The 23566-nt window shown below is 45.3% G+C and carries 22 protein-coding genes; 2 read left to right on the plus strand and 20 right to left on the minus strand.

The window, feature by feature from the left end:
• Positions 1 to 70 precede the first annotated feature (70 nt).
• Positions 71 to 955: a LysR family transcriptional regulator gene (locus MAMP_RS06540; RefSeq protein ID WP_007145222.1), complete on the plus strand. Its 885-nt coding sequence runs from the start codon at positions 71 to 73 to the stop codon at positions 953 to 955.
• A gap of 150 nt (positions 956 to 1105) precedes the next feature.
• Complete coding sequence (locus tag MAMP_RS16250; protein WP_007145223.1) at positions 1106 to 1522, plus strand: YMGG-like glycine zipper-containing protein; 417 nt, start codon at positions 1106 to 1108, stop codon at positions 1520 to 1522.
• 65 nt (positions 1523 to 1587) lie between these two features.
• Here the strand turns inward: MAMP_RS16250 and MAMP_RS06550 are convergent, their stop codons facing one another.
• From MAMP_RS06550 to MAMP_RS15665, 20 genes are all read right to left on the minus strand, one after another.
• A complete protein-coding gene (locus tag MAMP_RS06550; protein ID WP_007145224.1) occupies positions 1588 to 3807 on the minus strand; it encodes an NADP-dependent isocitrate dehydrogenase in 2220 nt (739 codons plus the stop codon).
• Positions 3808 to 4068: 261 nt separating this feature from the next.
• Positions 4069 to 5067: an energy transducer TonB gene (locus MAMP_RS06555; RefSeq protein ID WP_007145225.1), complete on the minus strand. Its 999-nt coding sequence runs from the start codon at positions 5065 to 5067 to the stop codon at positions 4069 to 4071.
• A 33-nt stretch (positions 5068 to 5100) separates the two neighbouring features.
• Entirely contained in the window at positions 5101 to 5511 is a 411-nt protein-coding gene (locus tag MAMP_RS06560; protein ID WP_007145226.1) for an ExbD/TolR family protein, read from the minus strand.
• A gap of 72 nt (positions 5512 to 5583) precedes the next feature.
• Complete coding sequence (locus tag MAMP_RS06565) at positions 5584 to 6228, minus strand: MotA/TolQ/ExbB proton channel family protein (RefSeq protein WP_007145227.1); 645 nt, start codon at positions 6226 to 6228, stop codon at positions 5584 to 5586.
• Positions 6229 to 6425: 197 nt separating this feature from the next.
• Positions 6426 to 7760, minus strand: a complete 1335-nt coding sequence (locus tag MAMP_RS06570) for a TolC family outer membrane protein (RefSeq protein ID WP_007145228.1) — start codon at positions 7758 to 7760, stop codon at positions 6426 to 6428.
• A gap of 5 nt (positions 7761 to 7765) precedes the next feature.
• On the minus strand, positions 7766 to 9109 hold the full coding sequence (locus MAMP_RS06575; protein ID WP_007145229.1) for an HlyD family type I secretion periplasmic adaptor subunit: 1344 nt from the start codon (positions 9107 to 9109) through the stop codon (positions 7766 to 7768).
• 14 nt (positions 9110 to 9123) lie between these two features.
• The gene (locus MAMP_RS06580) at positions 9124 to 10854 is read right to left on the minus strand and encodes a type I secretion system permease/ATPase (protein WP_007145230.1); all 1731 of its coding nucleotides are present in this window, start codon (positions 10852 to 10854) and stop codon (positions 9124 to 9126) included.
• Between the two features lie 43 nt (positions 10855 to 10897).
• Positions 10898 to 11368, minus strand: coding sequence for a type II secretion system protein (locus tag MAMP_RS06585; protein ID WP_007145231.1), 471 nt, complete (start codon positions 11366 to 11368; stop codon positions 10898 to 10900).
• The gene (locus tag MAMP_RS06590) at positions 11355 to 11732 is read right to left on the minus strand and encodes a type II secretion system protein (RefSeq protein WP_007145232.1); all 378 of its coding nucleotides are present in this window, start codon (positions 11730 to 11732) and stop codon (positions 11355 to 11357) included. Before MAMP_RS06590 ends, MAMP_RS06585 begins: the two co-directional genes overlap by 14 nt.
• On the minus strand, positions 11732 to 12214 hold the full coding sequence (locus tag MAMP_RS06595; RefSeq protein WP_007145233.1) for a type II secretion system protein: 483 nt from the start codon (positions 12212 to 12214) through the stop codon (positions 11732 to 11734). Before MAMP_RS06595 ends, MAMP_RS06590 begins: the two co-directional genes overlap by 1 nt.
• Positions 12215 to 12219: 5 nt before the next feature.
• A complete protein-coding gene (locus MAMP_RS06600) occupies positions 12220 to 14097 on the minus strand; it encodes a hypothetical protein (RefSeq protein ID WP_007145234.1) in 1878 nt (625 codons plus the stop codon).
• 86 nt (positions 14098 to 14183) lie between these two features.
• Positions 14184 to 14726, minus strand: a complete 543-nt coding sequence (locus MAMP_RS06605; protein WP_007145235.1) for a hypothetical protein — start codon at positions 14724 to 14726, stop codon at positions 14184 to 14186.
• Positions 14726 to 15283 (minus strand): hypothetical protein, encoded by a 558-nt coding sequence (locus tag MAMP_RS06610; protein ID WP_007145236.1) that lies wholly within the window; start codon positions 15281 to 15283, stop codon positions 14726 to 14728. Before MAMP_RS06610 ends, MAMP_RS06605 begins: the two co-directional genes overlap by 1 nt.
• Positions 15283 to 15804 (minus strand): hypothetical protein, encoded by a 522-nt coding sequence (locus tag MAMP_RS06615; RefSeq protein ID WP_007145237.1) that lies wholly within the window; start codon positions 15802 to 15804, stop codon positions 15283 to 15285. The genes MAMP_RS06610 and MAMP_RS06615 overlap by 1 nt, the downstream gene beginning before the upstream one ends.
• Positions 15801 to 16676: a hypothetical protein gene (locus MAMP_RS06620; RefSeq protein WP_007145238.1), complete on the minus strand. Its 876-nt coding sequence runs from the start codon at positions 16674 to 16676 to the stop codon at positions 15801 to 15803. The genes MAMP_RS06615 and MAMP_RS06620 overlap by 4 nt, the downstream gene beginning before the upstream one ends.
• Complete coding sequence (locus MAMP_RS06625) at positions 16657 to 18375, minus strand: GspE/PulE family protein (RefSeq protein ID WP_007145239.1); 1719 nt, start codon at positions 18373 to 18375, stop codon at positions 16657 to 16659. Before MAMP_RS06625 ends, MAMP_RS06620 begins: the two co-directional genes overlap by 20 nt.
• Positions 18372 to 19568: a type II secretion system F family protein gene (locus tag MAMP_RS06630; RefSeq protein WP_007145240.1), complete on the minus strand. Its 1197-nt coding sequence runs from the start codon at positions 19566 to 19568 to the stop codon at positions 18372 to 18374. Before MAMP_RS06630 ends, MAMP_RS06625 begins: the two co-directional genes overlap by 4 nt.
• A 12-nt stretch (positions 19569 to 19580) precedes the next feature.
• Positions 19581 to 20030 (minus strand): type II secretion system major pseudopilin GspG, encoded by a 450-nt coding sequence (gspG, locus tag MAMP_RS06635; protein ID WP_007145241.1) that lies wholly within the window; start codon positions 20028 to 20030, stop codon positions 19581 to 19583.
• Positions 20031 to 20103: 73 nt separating this feature from the next.
• Positions 20104 to 22440 carry a calcium-binding protein gene (locus MAMP_RS06640; RefSeq protein ID WP_007145242.1) on the minus strand — a complete coding sequence of 779 codons (2337 nt, stop codon included), beginning with the start codon at positions 22438 to 22440 and terminating at the stop codon, positions 20104 to 20106.
• Between the two features lie 80 nt (positions 22441 to 22520).
• Positions 22521 to 23450 (minus strand): hypothetical protein, encoded by a 930-nt coding sequence (locus MAMP_RS15665; protein WP_050797520.1) that lies wholly within the window; start codon positions 23448 to 23450, stop codon positions 22521 to 22523.
• Positions 23451 to 23566 lie beyond the last annotated feature (116 nt).

The raw sequence follows: 23566 nt of genomic DNA on the forward strand, positions 1-23566 counted from the left end.
AGAGTATGGCAAATGCTTTAACATAAATAAAATAGATATTTATTAACGAAAAGATAAGTTTTACTTAACTATGGCTAAAATCAACTATCATCATCTCTATTATTTCTGGCGTGTTGCTCTGTCTGGGAGTATCACAAAAACAGCTGATGAATGCCACGTTTCACAGTCAGCTTTATCACAACAAATCAAACAACTCGAAACATCGATGGATGTCAGATTATTTGAACGCGCTGGCAGACAACTGTTATTAACCGATGTGGGCAGAAAAGTTCTAAGCTATGCAGATGAGATATTTACCACCGGTGAAGAATTACAATCCTTTATTAATAAAGGAGGAACAGCCACACAAAAACACATCAATATTGGTGTGCTCACCACCTTATCGCGAAACTTTACCGAAAGCTTTATCAGCCCGCTGCTCAAACAGCCCAATGTCAGCTTCACACTCACCACTCGGGGTATGACTAATTTACTGAATGGCCTGACCAGTCATGAACTGGATCTTGTGCTGACCAATCGTTCCGTCAGCCAACAGAATGATGATGCGATATGGCAAAGTCAGTTAGTATCGAGGCAATCAGTATCGATTATTGGACCAGCACAACAAAATCCCAATAACACCTTTCCACAAGGTTATGAAAATCTGAAATGGGTTCTGCCCACCAAGATTACAGAAATACGCTCAGCTTTTGATGCCTACTGTGCAACACTGGGTTATGAGCCCGATATTATTGCCGAGGCTGATGATATGGCGATGTTACGACTTTTGGTGCGTGATACCGGCGCCATCACCGCCCTGCCCGCCGTGGTCGTCAAAGATGAAATATCCAGTGGCAACTTATCAGAGTACCAAGTGTTACCCAATGTCTATGAACACTTTTATGCCATCACCATTAAACGGACTTTTGTGCCTGAAATTGTGACCGACCTGCTTCAAAAGAATATTGTCGATTAACAGTCTTTACCTATCTTAACCATGACTTAACTTCCTGATTGTTATAACTCATCATGACAGCACGGTTACCTAAGCTGTTAATAGATAACCTTGCTGTCTAGCTTCTTTTTCACTTTCACAAAAGTGGATACCAATAATCAGGAGGTAGATATGAAGCGATTAATACCTATTATTTTGGCATCATCAATGATGTCGGGTGTCGCACTAGCTGACAATAATACCCTTAATGCCGCGATTGGCGGTGGTATCGGAGGTGCGGTAGGTGCGGCGGTAGGCCATGAAATGGGTGGTCAAAACGGCGCTATTTTAGGCGCGGCAATTGGTGGCGCTGTTGGTTCAGCCGTCACTACTCAGGTCTCATCAAACCATTACCGTGTTGATGACCATCACCACCATCATAACGATCACTACGATAAAAAATACTGGAAATACAAACAAAAAATGGCACATTTAGATGCCAAATATCACAAAGATAAAGCACGTGAATATCGGAAATATCGCAAAGCTGTAGAGCTTCAACATAGAAAATACCAACATCACCATGACTATTATCACGGTCGTTATTAATTACTCTATAGAAAGAAACAAAAAAGCCCCGTTAATCGGGGCTTTTTTATTAACATCTAACCAGATTAATTAAGTCGAGCCAGAATCGTATTAAAGGTGTTACTTGGACGCATAATGCTATTCATCCTATCATCATCAGGCATATAGTAACCGCCCATATCGACGGCTTTACCTTGTTGAGTATTCAATTCGTCCACAATCTTAGCTTCGTTTTCTATCAGTGCCTGAGCAATAGGTGTAAATACCGTTTTTAACTCGGCATTAGCTGTTTGCTCAGCAAGTGCTTCAGCCCAGTACATCGCTAAATAGAAATGACTGCCACGATTATCTAATTCACCGGTTTTCTCTTTAGGTGATTTATTTTCCTGCAGCAATTTGCCTGTGGCAGCATCCAGCGTATCGGCTAGGACTTTAGCTTTGGCATTATCTTGGGTATTGGCAAGATGTTCCAGTGAGGCGGCCAGTGCCATTAATTCGCCTAAGGAATCCCAGCTCAGATGGTTTTCATCAATCAACTGATCTAATAGCTTTGGTGCAGTACCACCGGCACCGGTTTCAAATAAACCACCACCTTGCATGAGTGGCACGACCGATAACATCTTCGCCGATGTCCCTAATTCCAGAATCGGGAATAAATCGGTGTTGTAATCACGTAGCACGTTACCGGTGACAGAAATGGTATCTTTACCGGCACGAATTCTATCTAAAGAGAGTTGTGTGGCCACCACCGGACTCAGGATACGAATATCTAATCCAGCTGTATCATGCTCAGGTAAATAATCATTCACCTTTTTAATCAATTCAGCATCATGTGCCCGGTTTTCATCCAACCAGAAGATAGCCGGTGTATCCGATAAACGGGCACGACTCACGGCTAATTTCACCCAGTCACGAATTGGCTCATCTTTGGTCTGACACATACGGAAGATGTCGCCTGCTTCCACATCAAACTCAAACACGGTCTCAGCCTGTTGGTTGGTAACAATAATTTTGCCATCAGCTTTCGCCTGGAAGGTTTTATCATGCGAACCATATTCTTCGGCTTTTTGTGCCATCAGGCCCACATTAGGCACGGTGCCCATGGTCACCGGATCCAAAGCCCCTTTTTGTTTGCAGTCATCAACGACTGTTTTGTAGACACCGGCATAACAACGATCCGGAATCATCGCTAAGGTATCCTGCTGCTGGCCTTGTTTATTCCACATTTTGCCACCGGCACGGATCATTGCTGGAATAGACGCATCTACAATCACATCAGATGGCACATGGAAATTAGTAATGCCTTTATTCGAGTCCACCATCGCCACATCAGGCTGGCTGGCATAGACCGCTTCAATATCCGCTTCCACCGCTTTTCTGGTTTCGTCATCAACATTGGCCAGGCGGCTGTATAAATCACCTAAACCATTATTGAAGTCCACACCCAGCTCATCAAACAGATCGCTGTGTTTTTCAATGAGGTCTTTAAAAAACACTTTGACGGCAAAACCAAACATCAACGGATCAGAGACCTTCATCATGGTGGCTTTTAAATGCAGAGACAGCAGGACGTTTTCTTGTTTTGCTTTTGCAATGGCATCGGCATAGAACGCTTGTAGACTTTTTGCACGCATCCGCGTGGCGTCTACGACTTCACCTGCCAACACTGGAATCGATTTTTTGAGAACTGTTTCATTACCTGCTTTATCAATAAAGCTCACTTTGAAGTCGTCGGCCTGTGCAGAAGTGACTGATAATTCACTGCCATAAAAATCATCCGCATCCATATGTGCAATGTCTGTGGCTGAATCCGACTTCCACTCCCCCATGCTATGCGGATTTTTACGCGCATAGTTTTTGACTGCCGCAGGCGCACGACGATCAGAGTTACCTTCACGCAATACCGGATTTACTGCTGAACCTAATACTTTGGCATAACGATCTTTAATGGCTTGTTCTTCTGGGTTTTTAGGCGCTTCAGGGTAATCAGGTAGCTTGTAACCCTTAGATTTTAATTCTGCAATCGCATTTTTTAATTGGGGTACAGAAGCAGAAATATTAGGCAACTTGATAATGTTAGTGGCCGGGTCCTGAGTTAAGGCCCCTAATTGTGACAAGTGGTCTGGAATGCGTTGTTGGTCGGTTAGATTATCGGGAAAGTTAGCAATGATACGTCCTGCAAGTGAAATATCTCGGCTTTCGATATCAATATTCGCATCGGCAGTAAAAGCACGAATAATCGGCAACAATGAATAGGTTGCTGATGCAGGTGATTCATCTACTTTGGTATAAATAATTTTCGACATTCTAAACCCTTAAAAATATGTGATTTTGAATTGCAAGCTCACAAACCGATGTGCTCACACAACCCGCGTCGGCATAGCAACAGTATGTATGTTGAAATATGAATGGCATTTCGACTATGCGTTAATCAACGACCATCAATGGCACGATGTTGATTCAGAGATTCTGTAACGCAGGGTTTCCATAATTTTGGCTGACACACTTTATCATATCTTCATTGGCGCTATACATCACTTAGCCATGATAAAAAGTGTCAAATGGGTTTAATCTGTTAAACGAAAGTTAACCGGCACCACGACGCTGAATGATTTGCCTGATAAGTTACCACGCACAGGCAAAGCCTTGACGGCTTTTTCCACCATCTCATGTGCCGCCTTGTCGAGTACCGTATGCCCGCTGCCCTGTCCGACAACGGAAATGCCAACCATCCGACCTTTTTCAAAACGCACACTGACCATCACCGTGCCTTCAACATGACGACGAATCGCTAATTGCGGATAGTTTTTATTTTTGGACACCATGGCATATAGCAGCTGCCCATAGCCTTTCCACGCCGTATTTCTATCGACATCAGCCGTGTCCCCCTGATTTTTCTCATCAGGATTGCTGCCGGTACCCGTGGCATTGGTATTCGAGCTATTCTCACTACTTGCCACAGAACTTGTCGAGGGTTGTGCTGACGTATCTGTGCTGGGTGCCTCTACGACCTCCGTCGGTGTCTCAATCGGTTCCACCTTTTCAGTAACCTTGGGTTTCACCACGGGTTTCTCTTGCTTCGGCTTCTCTACCTTTTTAGGTTTCTCTGGTTTGGGCTTAGGCTTTTCAACCTTTTTTGGTTCCGGTTTTGGTTTGGGCTTTTCGACTTTCTTAGGTTCGGGTTTAGGCTCCACTTTTTTGGGCTCAGATGTTTTTTCTTCGACCGGCTCAACTTCAGGAGGCTGTTCAATCACCACCATATCATCCGGTTCAGGTGGCGTGTCATGCTTGGCGATAAGAATCTTTTTTTTAGTTTCCGGTGGGTTTATCGGGACTACAGGCTCAGGCGGTGGTTCCGGTTCAACCACCTCCTCTTCAACCATCGGTTCCAGTTGACTGACTTGCACGGTAATACGCACAGGCGCTGCCGGCGGCGAATGTTCAATGGTCGGCATAAATAACAAAATCAAAACGAGATGAATCAATACTGCCCATAAAAAACCAGGCAGCCATCGCTCTGAACCGACAGACTGGTTTGATGAAAAATCGGTAACCCAGGTCGTCATATTACGGCTTCACACGGCTAGTTTTGACTGACATTAACTATCAGACTCCGGCTGCATCACAAAGGTAAACTTACTGATGCCGGCACGCTGGATCGCTGCCATGACTTTAGCTACTGTGCCGTATTCTGCTTTTTCATCAGCAAAAATCTCAACGCTGGTATCCACGTTTTGTGCGGCTTCATTCAGGGCGATATCCAATTGTTCCGGGCTGACCGGATCATCGCTAAAATACATAGTGCCGTCGGCTGTTATGCTGATATTGATTGACTCAGGCTGAGTCAGGGTTAAGTCAGAGCTCGCCTTGGGTAAATTGACCGGCACCGAGTTCATCAATAAAGGGGCTGTCACAATAAAAACAGTGAGCAACACCAACATCACGTCCACTAAGGGCGTCACATTGATTTCACTCATCATATTGTCATCACCGCCAGTATTCATCGCCATAGCAGACTTCCTCTATTACTCATGGGTATCGTTTTCGTACCTGACAAAACAGGCGCAACAGAAACACGACTGTTAATCGTGTTTGATACGGGATTTAAGCACCAACAGATGAAATGCAGACGCAAAGTTTTCCATGGTGGCAGCAGATAATCTGACTTTTCGTAAAAAGTAGTTGTAGGCGAGAACCGCAGGCACAGCCGTGGCAATACCAATCGCCGTGGCGATCAGAGCCTCACCTATAGGACCTGCCACGACATCCAAACTGGCCGAACCCATCGCGGTGATACTCTTTAACGCATTCATAATGCCCCAGACCGTGCCGAATAAACCGATAAATGGGGCTGTGGAGCCAACACTAGCCAGAATAGATAAGCCATTTTCCATACGGGTTTGTTCAGCATGCGCCTGTTGTTTCAAGGAATGCATCAACATTTCACGTTTATCATCAGGCGCGACAGAATTCGCTAGATATTGCCATGAAACCAGTTCATCCAATCCGGCCTGGCAGACTCTGGCAAGACGCCCTTTTGTTGAAGACATCACCGCCAGTAGATCCTGAATATCACGCGCTTTTGAAAAAACAGCCAAAAACTCTCGGTCAAACCGGCTATTACGATAAAACGCCAAGTATTTGCTAATACCTACTGACCAGATAATCACAGACAAAATAACAAGAAAGATAAGTACCGCATCAACAATATCTGGAACTGCATCCATAAAAACCACTTTCCTTAGAATTCAATATTACAAGCAATGACGTACAAAAAACTTCAGCAGATCATTCGCGAACGAGCATCCTTTTGTTGTGCTCTTACTCTCTATGCCAATCGAAAATGAAAAAGTGACAATTTATTTACACTTTTTTTGCAAAAACACGTTTTTAACACGCCCTTGGTGACCAGCTATCTTGTTATTTACTGTGATCGGAAACGAGATGCCACATGTTCAAGATCATCAAATACCAGCGTGCCTGCCGCTTTTTTAAAATTGAGGTAACTCTGAAGATAGTTATAACGGGCCAGCAATAAATCTGCTTTGGCTTCAAATAACTGACTTTCCGCATTAAGCACATCAACATTGGTACGGGTGCCGCCTTTGATGCTTTTTTTGGTCGCGTGAACCAACATCTCAGCCGAGTTGACCGCCGTTCTGTAGGCTTTTAGTTTGCGTTTGGCATTGGACACCAGATTAAACTGCTGCTGTAATTCCAGTGTTACCTTGTTCGCCGTCTCATCAAACTGTTCTTTGGCTTTATATAAATTAGCTTGTGACTGACGCACGCGCGCCGATGTCGCACCACCTGAAAAAATCGGTACTGTCACTTGCAAACCAACAGAACGGATGGTGGATTCCTGGTTATACGTATTGGTGGTATCAGAGGTATTGTTATTCCAGCTGGCAACTGCATCCAGCTTTGGCAAATGTCCGGCCTGACTGCGTTTTAGCTCCTGCTGTGCCACCTCAACGGCATAACGTTGAATGCTTAATTCGATATTATTTTGTAACGCTATCGCTTCCCACTCGGCTAAATCATCAGTTTGCAGTGGCAGCAGCGTAAAGTTATCCAATAAGGGATCAATGCTTTCTGTTGTTCTGCCCAGGATTTGATCCAAGGCAGCCTGAGCATCACTAACGTTATCTCTGGCTTCAACGATATCGGCTTCAGCCAGATCGTATCGGGCTTGTGATTCCAGAATATCGGTCTTGGTGCCTTCACCGTGTTTATACATATACAGATTGGCCTGCATCTGTTCTTCATAGGCGGCTTTTTTACGTTCTGACAGTGACAACATATCTTTGGCATATAAGACAGCAGCGTAGCGGTTAAACACACGTAAAATCAGTTCTTGATCACGAATGGCAAACTCCTGTTCACTCATTGATGTTTGTGCCAGCCCTTGTTTATAACGGGCATAAGCATCAAAGTTTATCAATGGCTGCCGCAGCTGAACCGAAGCGGATTCACTGGTATATTCACGTTTTTCAGTCCGGCTGAATAAGCTGTTCTGATACTCAATATCCGCATGATTACGAAACCGCGAATAACTGGCTGTAATCATCGGTAATAAATTGGCCCGACCTAACGTTTTGTATTCCTTACCTGCCTGATACGCCTGATAAGCGGCCTTAAAGGTCGGATCATTAGCCCGTGCCAGCGTATATGCTTCAAGTAGATCTAATGCCTGTGCCTGATGGATAGATAACGCCCCCATCACAGCAAGGTAAACAGCTTGTCTCCATAACGTCATATTCACTACTCTTCGGTCATGGACAGTTTCAGGCGGTCAATAAACGGCTTGAGCAGATAATTCATCATGGTTCGCTCACCGGTTTTAACAAACATTTCTACCGGCATACCCGGTTTCACAGTGAGATCCGGCATCATCTCTATGCCTTCAGGCGAGACCTTGGCAATTAACTGGTAATAGGGCTCACCGGTTATTTCATCAATCAAACGATCAGCCGATATCTGGGTGACTTCACCCGGTACATGCGGCGTCAGGTTTCGATTAAATGCGGTAAACATTAACTCTACAGGCAAACCGGCACGGACTTTATCAATTAAATGCACGGGCAATTGCCCTTCGACAACCAAGGAATCTTCGCTGGGCACGATGTCCATCATTTTAAATCCGGGAGCGACCACCGCCCCTTCAGTGAATACCTTGAGTCCAACCACAATGCCAGAGGCTGGCGCTCTCACCAGTACCTTTTCCAAATCATAGTCCAGACCGGTTAACTGACTGCCTAACGCATCGACTTGTCTTTGTACCTCTGACAGCTGCTCTCTGACTTGCTCTTTATATTCCTGCTCGCGACGTAAGCGGCTTAGTTTGAGTTCACTGACCTGACTCTGAGCACGGGCAATATTGCCAATATCTTCTGAAATAGTGGCATTGATTTGTGCCGCGGTTTGCTCCAGTTCCAATAGACGATTACGGGCCACATAACCTTCTTTTTCCAACTCGCGGATGCCTTCGAGCTGTTCGTTAATATAGGTCAGTTGCTCTTCTTTATTTTTACGTGAAGCTTGTAGGCCTTTGGTTTGTGAGATTAAGCCATTAATGTTTTCACTAATGGCGGATAACTCACTTTTTAGGGTATTGCGGCGTGAGAAAAACACTTCTTTTTGCGTTTCCAGATAGCTCGTCACCCGTGGGTTATCTGATATTTCGGCTAGCATCGCTGGAAACTCAATCTTGTCTTTATCATCTCGCTCAGCAATCAAACGGGCCTCAGTGGCTTTGGCGATGTAATATTGCACCCGGTTGGTTTCAGCATTGGCCTTCGCCTGAACATTGTTCATTCTGACCAAGACATCGCCTGCTTTCACCACCGAGCCCTCTTTGATCAGAATCGCATCGACCGTGCCGCCATCCTGATACTGCACGGCCTTTTTATTAGTAGCGACAGAGACTTTGCCATTTAACGGGACGCCCTTGTCTAAAGGTGCCAGTAAAGCCCAGACTAAAAAACCACCAAATCCTGCCAGTACGATTAACCAGCCCATCCGGGTGTATTTTTGGATATCGGTACTGATGGTTTGACTCACGGCCTCGGGCTGTTGATGACGAGATTCAGACTGTGTTGTACTCATAGATTCGCTCATAGTTATGCTGCCGATGTTGCTTTTGCCGGGGTGCTTTTATTTTTCTGTTTATTAGCCAGTGTCGCCATCACCTCTTTGGTCGGACCAAACAGTTGTGCAGTGCCATCGACTAACAGCAGTAACTTGCTGGTTGCCGCTAAAGCATTAGAACGATGGGTAATCATCACTATGGTTTTGCCACGTTGTTGGAGGCGTTTTATGGTATTAATCAGTGCCTGTTCACCGGTTTCATCCAGATTAGAATTCGGTTCATCCAGCACCAATAAGGAAGGATCGTCATAAATTGCACGTGCCAGCCCCAGACGCTGCTTTTGACCACCTGAAAGTCCGGCGCCATCGTCGCCGAGTCGGGTGTCATAGCCCTCTGGCAATCGTAAAATCATGTCGTGAACACCCGCCTGCTGGGCTGCTGAAATCACCTTACTGGGATTCACTTCACCAAAACGGGCGATATTTTCACTGACAGTGCCAGCAAATAGTTCGATGTTTTGTGGTAAATAACCGATATATGGGCCAAGCTCATGTTTATTCCACTGAAAAATATCAGCCGAATCGAGACGCACATGTCCCGCTGCCGTGGATGCAATGCCAACCAATGCTCGCGCCAATGTCGACTTACCTGCACCACTGGGACCAATAATGCCAAGCACATCCCCGGGGGCGATAGAAAAGCTGACATTTCTCAGTGTTGGCACTGTTCCACCCGCCGGAATTACCGTAATGGCTTCTACCGTCACCAGACCTTTGGGTTTGGGCAAAGGCATATTCACCTCACGGGCAGGGTTTGCCGTCAACAGTTCATTAATCCGACCATAGGCACTTTTCGCCCCGCTCCAGGTTTTCCAGACACTCATCAGTTGCTCGACAGGAGTCAGTGCACGGCCCATTAAAATCGAGGCCACAATCATCATGCCCGGGGTGATTTTATCTTCCAGCACCAATAAACCACCGAGCCCGAGAATCAATGACTGCAATGACAATCTGACAAAACGGCTGATGGCAGAAATGACGCCTGACTTTTCACTGGCATCGCCCTGTAATAATAAAAACCGACATTGCAGTTTGTACCAACGCGACATCAGGTTGGGCAGCATGCCCATCGCTTCGATCACTTCTGCATTACGTAAATTATTGGTCGCCAGATTATTCGCTGCGATGGACGCTTCATTCGCTTCTGATAAAGGCTTTTTAGATACACGTTCATTGGCAATAGCCAAGGCAATCAATGTCAATGAACCAAACAAGGCAAAGAAGCCCAGCGAGGTATCAAACAAAAAGATGATAAACAGATAAATGGGAAACCACGGTGCATCAAAAAAGGCGAATAAGGCATTGCCGCTCATAAACTGGCGGATACTGGTCAGGTCTTGCAGAAACTGGCCAGCATTAACACCGGCTCTTTTCAAACTCTGTTCAAATGCCGCGGTGTACACCCGTTTATTCAGCATCATATCGAGCTTGGCAGAGACCCGGATCAACACAAAACTACGTACAAACTCCAGACCGCCCAGCACTAGATAAGCACCCACCACCATCACGGTCAGCATTAATAAAGTCGACTCATTACGACTGGTCAGCACTCGATCATAGACCTGCAACATATACAGCGACGGCGTCAGCATCAGAATATTCAAAATAGCACTGAAAATCCCCACCGTAATAAACACGGATTTAAAGGCGAGCAACGACTCGGCGATTTCATTCTTTGTAGTTTTAAGCGGCTTCTTCACCATGGTCACCTTCATTTTTGTTGCGTGTTGTCAGAGGGTTTGCCTCTTATGAGCGATAGTCTTCTACGTAGACAAAAAACCATTCAGCGTAATAATCCTTATCCTCAAACTCCTGGTAGATAGGCCGAAAATTTTTCTGTTTGAACGGTTTATCACCGGACAGACTATTAATGCCCATCACCCCGCCACTGGGGGCGACAACAATGCCCCAGCCTTCGCGTTGTGTCATAGGATCGATATAAAGCTTTCTCAGATAACGTTGTGGTGTAGGAAACCTGTCGTCATATAACAAGGCTTCCAAATTGGGGGGGTACTGTTTCACTACGCCCGGTGTGGCGTTGTAATAGCGACCAATGGCTTTACGGATGGTGTCACCCACTTTTAATAACTCCTGTTCCCGCTGACGCTGAACCACATCACTCCAACGGGCAGTTGCCTGGGTTAACACGTAACCGGCAATCACCAGCAAACACAGCATGCCAAGCAAGATAAAACCTTGTTGCTTACCACTCGGCATACGGGGTTCCTTCCGAGGAGATCAACTCCGAGTCGCTATAAACATTAGCAATATCGCCTTCGTAATAACTGTCTTTGGGCGGAGTAAATACCCAGGTGTCACGTCGATCGGTAATCGGGTCTACCGGCACTTCACGTAAATAACGCCCGTCAACTAACTGCTCAAGGGTGTCCGGATAGGCATTTCTGTCGGCAAAATATTGGTCAATCGCACTACGCATGACGATCAAATCATGACGTAGCACTTTTTCTTTTGAACGATCTATAGAGGCGAAATAACGTGGCGCCACTAGACTCAATAAAATGGCGATAATGGTTAATACCACTAATATTTCCACTAAGGTAAAGCCTTTATTCGTCTTCATTACCATTCCTTGTATGGCTGTTGATTAATACCCATTCCATTGGATAGTGAATACACGTCGTACACATCATCACCGGCAGATTTATCCTCAAAAGAACTTTCGTAGCTACGTAATCCCCAGGTTTCGGCATTACTTAAGCTGGGGTCACTGGCAAACGGATCACGTGGAATACGTCTAAGGAAATAGATCTTTTTGTGTTCCGGATCTTGTGCATCTTCAACACCATCCACCAGCATTTGCAGGCTTTCCGGATAGCCAGAGGCGTCATCAGAGAGTTCAATCCGACCGTCATCCACCGCTTGTTTATAGGCGTCAATCGCATCGCGTATTTGCCAGAGCACCCGCTTTAGTTCCTGCTCTTTATTACGTTGAGCACTGAGTTGCACTAACGGCGCTGCGGAGCTGACAATCAGCGCCAATAACGTTAGCGCTACTAACAACTCAATTAATGTAAAACCCTGCTGTTTTCTGTTTCCAGGCATCTTGATTACATGCCTCCATAGCTATCTTTTTGCAGGATTTGATCAGCAAACTCCTGAGCTGTTTTGGCGTTATCGCGTTGCCTTTCGTCATCTGTGGGCACCACAGGCGGTGGCGCTGAAGAGTAAGCAGGTTGATACGCAGGCTGAGGCTGTGGCATGCCGCCGTATTGACCTTGCCCATTTTTCGCAGAATGGTTAATCCCAGATGGGAAAGCGGTATACACCGAGTTTGCTGGCACAATGTTATGCAGAATGCGTGGGGTAATTAATAAGACAATCTCGTTTTTCTGTCTGTCTTTATTCTTATCGGTGAAGAAACGACCAATAAAGGGTAAACCCGATAAACCTGGTACTTTGTAGTCGGTATTGGTCTCATCATCTTTGAATAACCCTGCCAGAATCTGCGTTTCACCATCTTTTAAAGACAAGGTGGTATCAGCATTACGGCTACCAATCGAATAGGCCACCACGCCACTACTGGAGGTGATTTGGTCAATGATATTACTGACTTCCAGTTTGACCTTAATCGATACCTGGTTCTGAATCAGGATAGTCGGCTCCACTTCCAGTTTGATGCCCACTTCAATGTAACTGACCGACTGGGAAACAAAACCCGTTGAGTTCGACACACTGGTTAATACCGGCACTTTATCGCCAACATGGATCTTGGCTTTATCGCGGTTTTTCACTCGTATTTTCGGGTTGGCTAATAGATTGGTATCGGTGTCTTTTTGCATCAGGTTTAATGCCAGCACCGGATCGGTCACCGTGAACACCCCCATACCGGAATTGAACTCTTTCAGCTCGGCTAAGGTCAGTCGCCCATCGACATCATCTTCACCACGCACACCCAGCGCGGCCGACGTAGGATAACGAATGCCAATCTCTTCCAGATTACGGCGATTGACCTCCATTACCTCCACTTCCAGCATCACTTCAGGTTCAACCAGATCCTGAGAAGCAATCAGTTTTTCAGCGGTTTTTATCGACTCCAGACTGTCTCGCATCACCAGCGTATTCAGCTTCTCATCGACGTAGACATCTTCCACTTTTAATACTGTTTGCAACAAAGCCAGGGCTTGTTTGGCATCCATATTGTTCAGGTAAAAGCTGCGTACATATAACTCTTCGTATTCCTGACTACGGCTTAATGGATAAATCAGAATGGTGTTTTCATTCAGGATTTTTTTACCCAGTTGATTTGTCGTCAGAATGGTGTCAATCGCTTCTTTGATAGGCGTATCACGCAGCATAATGCTGGTTTGCATGGCATCGCTGAGTTCACGGTCAAAGGTGAAATTTAAATCCCCTGCTTTGCCGATATACTCAAAAACCGATTTGATAGGGGCATTGTTAAATTCCAGACTGACTGACTTTTTAAACGCCGATTTGATGTGTGGCACCGCAGTGACTTTCTCAATGGCCTGTTCATCGAGCTTTTCAAATAACTGTCTGGCCGCTTCATTGGTTGAGTCTTCCGCCAGCACCACACGCACTAAGCTACGAGCGGTATCAAAGTCCTGTTTGGCAAATGCCTGTTCAGCACTTTGTATGATGGTTTCGTGCTTTTGCGCACTCGCCACTTTTTTCAATCCATTCAGGGCGCGTTGATTTTCGGGTGCCAGTGCCAACACCTGATTAAAAGTTTTCTCAGCCACTAATGGTTGATGATTATCCAGTGCCGTGTGAGCAGACTGTAACAGCCCGGCGATTTTCATCTCCTGCTGCAGTTTTAAGGTATTGCGATATTCCGGGTTAAGCGGGTATTGCGTGGTTAACTGTTTTAATTTGGCAATGCCTTCATCCACCTGCCCATAAGCAATCAATCGTTTTGCAGCGATAAACTCGGCATCGGTGTATTGCTGCTGTTGCGTCTCCTGCATACTGCTACAGCTTTGCAAACACGCTAAAAGCACCAGCAATGCCGAACGTCTTATTATCCGTAACCTTTTTTGATCCCTAGCTATTCTCAAAGTACTGCTCCAATTTCAACACGAATCTGTGTCTGTGTTGGTAAGTTGAGTAAAATCATTTCTGTTGAATGAATCGCTTTCACCTGCCACACCTTTTCCAGCGTATCGCCTGCCCGCACAACGTAGTTTTCACGTCCATTGGTCAGGAATACGCGCATTTCTCCATCTTCAATCAGCTTGCCTACATAGGTGTATGGGTTTACAGGGGGGGCCGGTGGTCTCGGTGCCACGGCAATGGGCTGGCTTTCCTGCTTTGCCTGAGGCAATGCAAATAAATCAACCGGTACATCAATGATTCTTTTTCGTAAGGTAAAACGGCTGTTGTTATCCGCCTGGGCAACAACGAATGTCTCTTGCGTCTGAACGGCTTGTTTCTGAATCTGTTGTGTCTGTTCGCTGTGTGTTTGTACATGATCAGGGGCTACCACAACGACTTCGGTCATATCGTTATCTGGCTCATCCTGCAGTTCAACAAACACCACCAAAAGCAATGTCAGTGCTAAACCCACCCACACCAAATTGTCTTTCAGCTTCTGCATCAGTGTTTACCATCCGCTTTGGTGTAGAGCACAAACTCGATATTGGCTTTCACCTGCTCGCTACGCATATTGTCACGTTTAAAATTAATATGGCTTAGCGCCATGCTTTGCTGACGGTTCATGATTTCCGTCACCACATTTCTAATCGCTGGATAGGCACCTTCCAGAGGAAATTTGATGTGATAAAGCACCATGCTCGATTGCGGGACTTCGCGTGTTGAGTAATCAGAACGGTTCAGTTTTAAGCCATGCTGTTCAATCACCGTTAATACATCAGCAATGTTTTTATTGGCCTGTGTTTGCTCAGGCAAGGCCTGATAAAAACGTTGTGTGATCTGAGTGGATCGTGGTTCATGTTGAATATCGACGGGTGTGTGTTGAGCCAAATCATCAATCGTTAATCGCAGTTTTTCTGCCTGCTCATTATTGGCCTGAATCATCATTGAAATCACGATACTGACCAGCAATAACCCTACTGCCAGATTGCCTTGCCAACCCCACTGCCTAAGCTGGTAAAGCAGCCATTGTCCGTAATGTTCCATCATGACTTTTTGCATCAGTGCTCTACCCACGTCACTAATAACTCAAACTGTGTGGCCTCTTTGCCATCGAGACGAACTGATTCAGTCGATAACAAGCTTACTGAGCTCACCATGGCTTGCTTTTTTAATTCGTCGATATACGCCAGGATCTCATCCACTGGAGAGGTAATCGCGATGATCTGCACAGTGTTTGTCTTCGCATTAGGCTCAATGGCAACCAGATTGATACTGTCAAACCGAGATTCTTCTAATGCAAAAAACAGTTGTGACCACGGGCGCACAATCTCATTAATAGCCACATTCACTGCATCCAGTTCCGCCTGTTCACGTTCCGATAAAGGCTGTGCTGTCGATTTCGATTCTGTGGTTCGGCTATAGCGGGCTTTTTCCTGTTTTAATTCCGCCAGTCGGGCATTGCTCTGTTGTAAAAAGAACAGACTTAACAACACCGCTAATACCGCCACAGATAATAAAAATGATGCCAGCGGCTTGGGTGCAGAGGTGTGCAAACGGTGATTAAGATGAATCGTTTTCATGAGGCAATTAACCTCGCTACCTGAGTATCAGGCTGTTCCTTGGCAAATAACTTTGACGATGGCAGGCGAATAATGCGGTAGTTGCCGATTTTTATGGCACTGGATACAGAGATATCTGGCCAGTGCAATAACATGACTTGTTCATAACGTTGCTGCACGGCTTTATCAAAGATGCTATTGATCAGACGTTCACGTTGAATCAACAGCTCAATCTGACCGATCACATCACTTTCTTGCTGTACGTTTTTAAGCCATAACCACTGACCTTCTGACATCAACCCCAGACATAAACGTCCATCACTAATCACTGTCAACCAACACAAACTTTGTAACTGCTGTGATTTGATCACCGCAATCGCGTCATTCATTACCGACATCAGATACGGCTGGATGCTAAGGAGTTGGATGGCTAATGAGGCAAATATTTCATCAATCTTCTGAATGAGCGGTGTCGGTATCGCACTGGCGACAGCAGGCTGACCGAAGCCTGACGGACTGATGGTTTTATTCCAGCTTTTCACCACATCGCCATAGAGACTGACAAACAGATGTTGCAGATACCCCTGCTTTTCTTCATCAGTCTTAATGACCGGATTCCAGGGCAGAACGGCATAACGTACAAAACTGTTGGCTAAAACAACGCGAGCCGTTTTTGCATGCCAACGCGCTTGACTGAGTGTGGTATGAAGCACCTTGGCAAGATAAGCCACCTCCACATCCCTGTGGTCGACAGCCTTTTTCATCATAATTTTCTGTTGATCGATACAACGTGTTTTACCGGCGACACCTTTAAAGCGTCTGATAACAAGACTATTCGGCCGAATACACACATTCAGCTCATCGGTCATAACATTAAGCCAATGTGGTAACACGATTAATCTCCTCTAGTGTCGTCTCACCATTTTTCACCAGTAACAATGCCGCTTCACGCATCGTTCTGGTGCCATTGGCATAGGCTGCCTCTTTGATTTTTCTCACCGGTTGACGCGTAACAATCAGTTCGCGAATTTCATCGTTAAAGCACAATAATTCGGCAATCGCTTTCCGGCCTTTGAATCCTAATCCGTGGCACTGACCACAACCTTGTCCTTTTTTAAAACGAAAGTCGCTTATCTGCTCGGCGTTTAAGCCTGACTTTTCTACCAATGCTGCATCTGGCTTATCCTCTGTCAGGCAATGTGGACAGTTCACCCTTACCAATCGCTGTGCCAGGATGCCATTCATGGCCGAAACAAAGTTATACGGATCCACCCCCATATTGGTGAAACGGCCAATCACATCAAATACATTGTTAGCGTGCACAGTGGTTAACACCAAGTGACCGGTCAGCGCTGATTGCACGGCGATTTGTGCAGTTTCATTATCACGAATCTCACCGACCATGATTTTGTCTGGATCATGACGCAAAATAGAACGTAAGCCTTTGGCGAAGGTCAGTCCTTTTTTCTCATTGACGGGGATTTGCAATACACCGGGTAACTGATATTCGACGGGATCTTCAATGGTGATGATTTTGTCAGTGCCGTGATTAATCTCAGAAATAATGCCGTACAGCGTGGTAGTTTTACCGCTACCTGTTGGCCCTGTTACCAACAACATGCCGTAAGGTTCTTCGGCTAATAATCGAAACCGCGCCATAATATCGGGAGCAAAACCCAATATTTCTAAACTCAGTCCCTGAGCTTCTTCACTTAATGCTTGTCTGTCTAAAACCCGTAAAACCGCATCTTCACCCAACACACTGGGCATAATCGACACACGTAAATCAATTTCTCGCCCCAATGCCATCACTTTAAAGCGGCCATCTTGGGGGATGCGTCGCTCAGCGATATCCAGATCAGACATGACTTTGACACGGGAAATCACTTGCTCTGCCTGAGCCAGCCCCTGAATGCCACCGACATGACTCAATACTCCATCAATACGGTATTTCACTTTAAGCCCGTTTTGATCCGTTTCCAGATGTACATCACTGGCACCGGCTTTTAACGCATCATATAAAGTCGAGCGTACAAACTTCACAATCGGGCTAGTATCTTCGCTGATTGAGCGTAAGGAAATATCTTCTATAGCCTGCTCATCCTCATTACGCTCAGCATGGTGCTCTGATACCTCATCACCTAAAGCACGCATATTGGCTTCATGATGAGAAAGATAGACGTTTAAATCTTCGGTATGCGCCAAGGCCCAGGTGGCAGGCTCATTCACCAGCAGATCCAGCTTGGAATACAAATTGGCTTCGAATGGATTGGCATGAACCAGATATAAGGCGTCATGTTTATCACGCACCGCCAAGCAGCCGATTTTCTCCGCCTGCGTAAACGGCACCACATCAAAATCAGGTTGCAACTGATAGAGCTGAGAAATCGTCAACACCGGATAACGCACCAATAACCCCAGCGCTTGCACAAACACATCAGGTGTTAACTCACTGATCTCTTCCAACACTTTGAGTAAAGGCTGCTTGCTTTGTTGTGCCAGTTGTTTCGCCTGATTCAGCTGTTCAACGGTCAGTGCTTCCACAACAAGCTCAGTTTTCCCAGGCGTGATGTCATGATAGGCCGTATTCATTGAATACTCCCTGCCAATTCAAAAATCGGCATATACATCAGCACCACGACTAAGCCCACCACCAGACCAATGATGATCATCAAAGCCGGTTCAAGTAATTTAGTAAACCATTCCACAGCACGGGCAATTTCATCATCGTAGAACACGCCAATGCGTTCCATCATGTCACCCATCTGTCCGGTACGTTCACCCACCCGTAACATACGAACAGAAATCGAGGTGGTCATGCCATGTAATTCCATAGCATTGGATAAGGGTTTACCTTCTTTCACATCATTAGCCACCAAGGCTAATTTGCTGCGTAATAAAGGCTGTAATAACGAGGACACCATCTGCATAGCCGTAATCAATGGGATACCACCACGCAGTAACATACTTAATGTTCGGTAAAAACGGGCAAGCTGGTAGATTCGCAGCGTTTCGCCCAGTTTAGGAATTTGCCAGACTTTCGCCATAATAAAACGACGTACAAACGACCGCGTCAGCACATAACTCATTACAGCAATACTGGCGATAAACACCATAAACGCTTCACGTCCATGGCTGTGTAATAACTGGCCCCAGCTCAGTAATAACTGTGATAACCAAGGCAGATCCGCATTGGTGCTTTCATAAATCACACTGAATTTGGGTACGACATACCCCAGTAAAAACAACACCACCAAGCCGCCGACCACCAGTAATAACACCGGATAAATAGCAGCAGAGACGATTTTCTTTTTCATTGCATCGACTTGGGACTGATACGCCACATGTCGACTTAATGCCGTTGTCATATCCCCCGTACGTTCACTGGAACGAATCAGGGCTATATATAAAGGAGTAAATACCTCTGGCACTTTTTCCAGAGCTACAGATAACGGTTGTCCATCAAATAAAGCGGCTTTGATTTGGTTCAATACCGCTTTTGATTCCGCATGAGTTTCTTTCTCAGCTAAGGCTTCAATGGCCTCAACCAGACTGAGTCCAGACTCAAGCAATGCCAGTAATTCCTGGCTAAATAGCATCACATTGAATTTGGTTTTTTTTAATTGAGGCAAACCAAGAGACAATGCCCCACTTTTTTGTTGATTGATAGAAAGTACGTGATGGCCTTGTCTTTCTGCCAGATAACGTGCCTGATTAGCATTACCGGCTTCAATCTCTATCAACCTGACAGCACCATCATGAATGACTTTCATCGTAAAAATCATAAAGTCAGATACCTAACGCCAGCTCACAATATCGGCCGCCGTATCTTTACCACCGCTGGCACCATCGCTGCCTAATGACCACAAGTCATAGTCTGCATACTGACTATGTGTACCCGGCATCTGATAAAAATACGGGTTATCCCAAGGATCGTTTGGTACGTCTTTTTTAAGGTATGGCCCTTGCCATTTACGTTCATTATTCGGGGGTGTATTGAGTGCAGCCAGTCCCTGCTCTGTTGTTGGATAATGGCCAACATCCAAACGATATTGATCCAGAGCTTTACCGAGTGCTTCAATCTGAGCACGGGCCGTTTTCACTTCGGACTTACCAATTTGAGCAAAATACTTCGGTCCAACATAACCGGCTAACAAACCGATAATGACCATCACCACCAAGAGTTCTAACAAGGTAAATCCGGATTGATGGTGTTTCTGTTTTAAATAAATAACAACGTCTGGCATAACAATAATCTCAACGGGTGACCAGTTAGAAAAAAAGAGGATGTACCCAATGGGTACACCCTCTCCATTCACTTTATGCAAACACTTCAATGTCAGATGCGCTTAATGAAGTCACACCTGTCAAAGTAGCAAATTGCACAGCAGCACCAGAGCCACTGCCATCCGCGTCATAGCTCAATGCACCCGTTGCTGTGTCGAATAACAAGAAGTCATTCGCATCACCAGCAGCTGCACCTACGCTACAAACCAGATTATCAGCACTAAAACTACCTGCTGTTAGAGACGTAAACTGATCGATATTGAGTGCAATCTTATCTACCCCACTCAAAAAATCAGTAATGGTATCGATGCCAGTCAAATTAAATGCAGTATCTACATAGGTTTGAACTTCATCGTCATCGCCAGTCACGACTTGCTCATGGACCTGACCAAACACGAACGTATCCGCGCCATCACCACCAGTCAGCGTATCGTTACCGCCGTTACCGACGAAAACATCATCCTGCGTTGTACCGATAAAGGTATTGTCATTACCATTACCTTCAAAACGCAGACCATTTGCAGTTACACCAGAAGCATCAACAACGACATTATCAATAGTACCGCCATTGTTACCCAGGCTATTGTCTAAGTCATCGACAGTACCATTGGCAGCGAAATAGTAGTGGTCATTCAACATTTGCAATGCATCATTTTCCACATTCAATTGGTCTACTGTGCCACCCACTTGAACAACTTCCATTCCTTGGAAATTAGCGTCATTTAAAACGATAGTGCCGTTAGTTTTTGTATCTGCACCGACTCCAGTGGTAATACGTAATGTATCAACACCATCACCACCCACAATCAGATCGTGCTCAGCACCTGTTGCGATCCATTCCTGATTACCATCATCAGCCGCAGAGGTTGTACCAGAATTACCTGAACCGAAACCACCGACAAGGAAGATATCGTCACCGTCTTCACCATACAGGCTATCGGCACCGCTTCCACCAACCAGAACATCGTTGCCATCACCTCCGTAGTAAGTATCATTACCACCGTTCATGACACCGTAGTCGACACCAGCACTGCCATAAACGGTTTCAGTCGCTCCAGCCGATTCATTGCCACCGTAAACATGAGTAAAGCTACCTTCTTCACCTTCACTGGCATCGTAGATCATGTCAACGTTGTGGAATAAATTCGCTACTGCAAATTCCTCAACAGAGAATTCGGCGTAGTCATATTCCACTTCCTCAGCACCGACGATATCTTCTTCAGGTTCAAATTCCGCTTCTTCAAACTCCATTTCAACCGTGACTGACTCGCTCGGTCCACCGGCCGTACCATGAATTTGCAGACCTGGATTTAAGAAGCCCGTGCTTAATGATTCACCATTATTTTCAAGTTGCTCAGAAGATAAAGTGATATTAACGCCACTATCCAGCTCGATACGCTCAATTCCGGTGAATGATAGAGACTCGTCAAAGTCACCACTTTTAGTAAATTGCAAGGTATCAACTGCGTTATAACCCGCAAAGGTAGAGGCTGCGGTGTTGATTTCAGTCGAGCCAGGACGAGTGACTAGATTCAAGCGAACATCCGTTTCAGCTTGTTCTGACATTTCCTGATCTTCAATTTCAACAATTTCATTGTTGACGGTATCAAAACCGAATAGAGGCCCTTCTTCTTCCTCGCCTTCCTCTTCCTCTTCTTCGCCTTCTTCACCTTCAGATTCGTTCAAATCAACATATCTAGCAGCATCGCCCGCGCTATCTTGAGCTGATACACCACCTTGAATGATTGTTTCTTCTTCAAACTCATCACCGACGACAAAAGTGTCATTACCTTTACCGCCATTCAATACATCTTGAGATGTCACGAAGAACAAGTTACCTGTAACGGTTTCATCACCAGCGGTGCTTCCTTGGCCTTCTATATAATCAGCGCCTGCACCACCCGACAATATGTCATCACCATCGCCAGCATAGATATCATCATTACCTAAGCCACCAAGAATGATGTCATTACCATCGGCAGCTGAAATATTATCGTCTCCACTACCACCATGAATAATATTATTACCACCATCGACAGAAATCAGATCATTACCACTTCCGCCGGAAATGATGTCATTACCTGTTCCAGTGAAAATAGTGTCATCACCACTACCACCGCTAACAATATTATTACCATTGTTATTGCTTCCATCACTTGCACCAGTAATAATGATGTCATTACCCTCAGCACCAATAAGCACATCATTACCGCCGCCGCCGATAATAAAGTCATCACCGGCTCCGCCATAAATAATGTCGTCACCAGCAGCACCATCGATGGTATTACCAAGATCATTACCTGTAATTACGTCATCACTGGAAGTACCTGTATAACTCGTTTCCGTAGAGTTAAAAATTTTAGTAGCCATATATAATTCCTTAATATAAAAGTCTTTTTGATGCAGCAGGTGACAACTTCAAGTTGTCACCTGTGCCCTACTTCACCAGATTAATTTGGCAAAGTACCTTCAACTTCTATTTCAATGAAAGGATTGTCACTTGAACCATCCCCATTAAGTTCTTGGAAAGTCTGACGTAAACGAATAGCGTCTGACGATGTAGTGAATGAACCACTTGAACAAGAGGTTCTCACATACTGCATACCTGAGGCTGCATTAGTACTGCCGTCATCATCTTTGTAATTAACATCTGTCGTAAAATCGACCCAATCTGTATCAAGATCCGCTTTTTGCTGTGTAGCTGAAGCAGAACCTGGCCAAGAATTCAGGCCATTGATTGCAGGGCTAGAACCTAAACCGGTTAAAGGTTGATCAACATCGCCAGGTCTATGCTGGACTGCAGTAAACGTCCTTCCAACACGATAGGTTGGTGATGCATCGTTTGGTACAGTTGAATATGCCACATCAACCGTTTTACCACTCCAGCCTTTTCTCGCCATATCGTTAATTTCAAAATTTTGAATACCAGGCTCAGTTAAGTTGTAATCAGCCTGATACAGTGTCACTTTCATTGCATAAATACACTGATACCCAGCACCATCAGCTTTTCTCCATACGTATTCACGCAAGGTACCAATATCCACATTGGTATTATTGGTGTAACTATTATTCATAGTGATTGTTTTTGTGCGGTTGACTACTGGAATTCGACTCAGGCCGGTATAGCTTGTATCTGGAACAGTTGGATCCGTTGCAGGTATGACGGCACAGGTATCTGAAGTTGAAGATGGTTGAACTGGTCTATCTACCCCAGACCCAGAACCAAAGTCACCTGTAGGGTTACACAAAATATATGGGCTTGTCCCACCACTCACACTTACCCCTGTAGCAGGTAAATTTTCCCAATCAGCCATTGCTTGCCCTGAAGCTAAACAACTTAATGTACTTAACACTACGAGTTTTAATTTGAAGTTTTTCATCATTTTTCTCCGTCCGTGTACAATAGACGAGCATTTGTGGCTGCCCGAATCACCTATTCACTTCAATCCTTGGTGAGTGCCTTAAACTTCCGTAGATTGAAAATGAATTCCTTGTG

Source organism: Methylophaga thalassica MP, from assembly GCF_000214595.1.
Lineage (GTDB): Bacteria > Pseudomonadota > Gammaproteobacteria > Nitrosococcales > Methylophagaceae > Methylophaga > Methylophaga thalassica.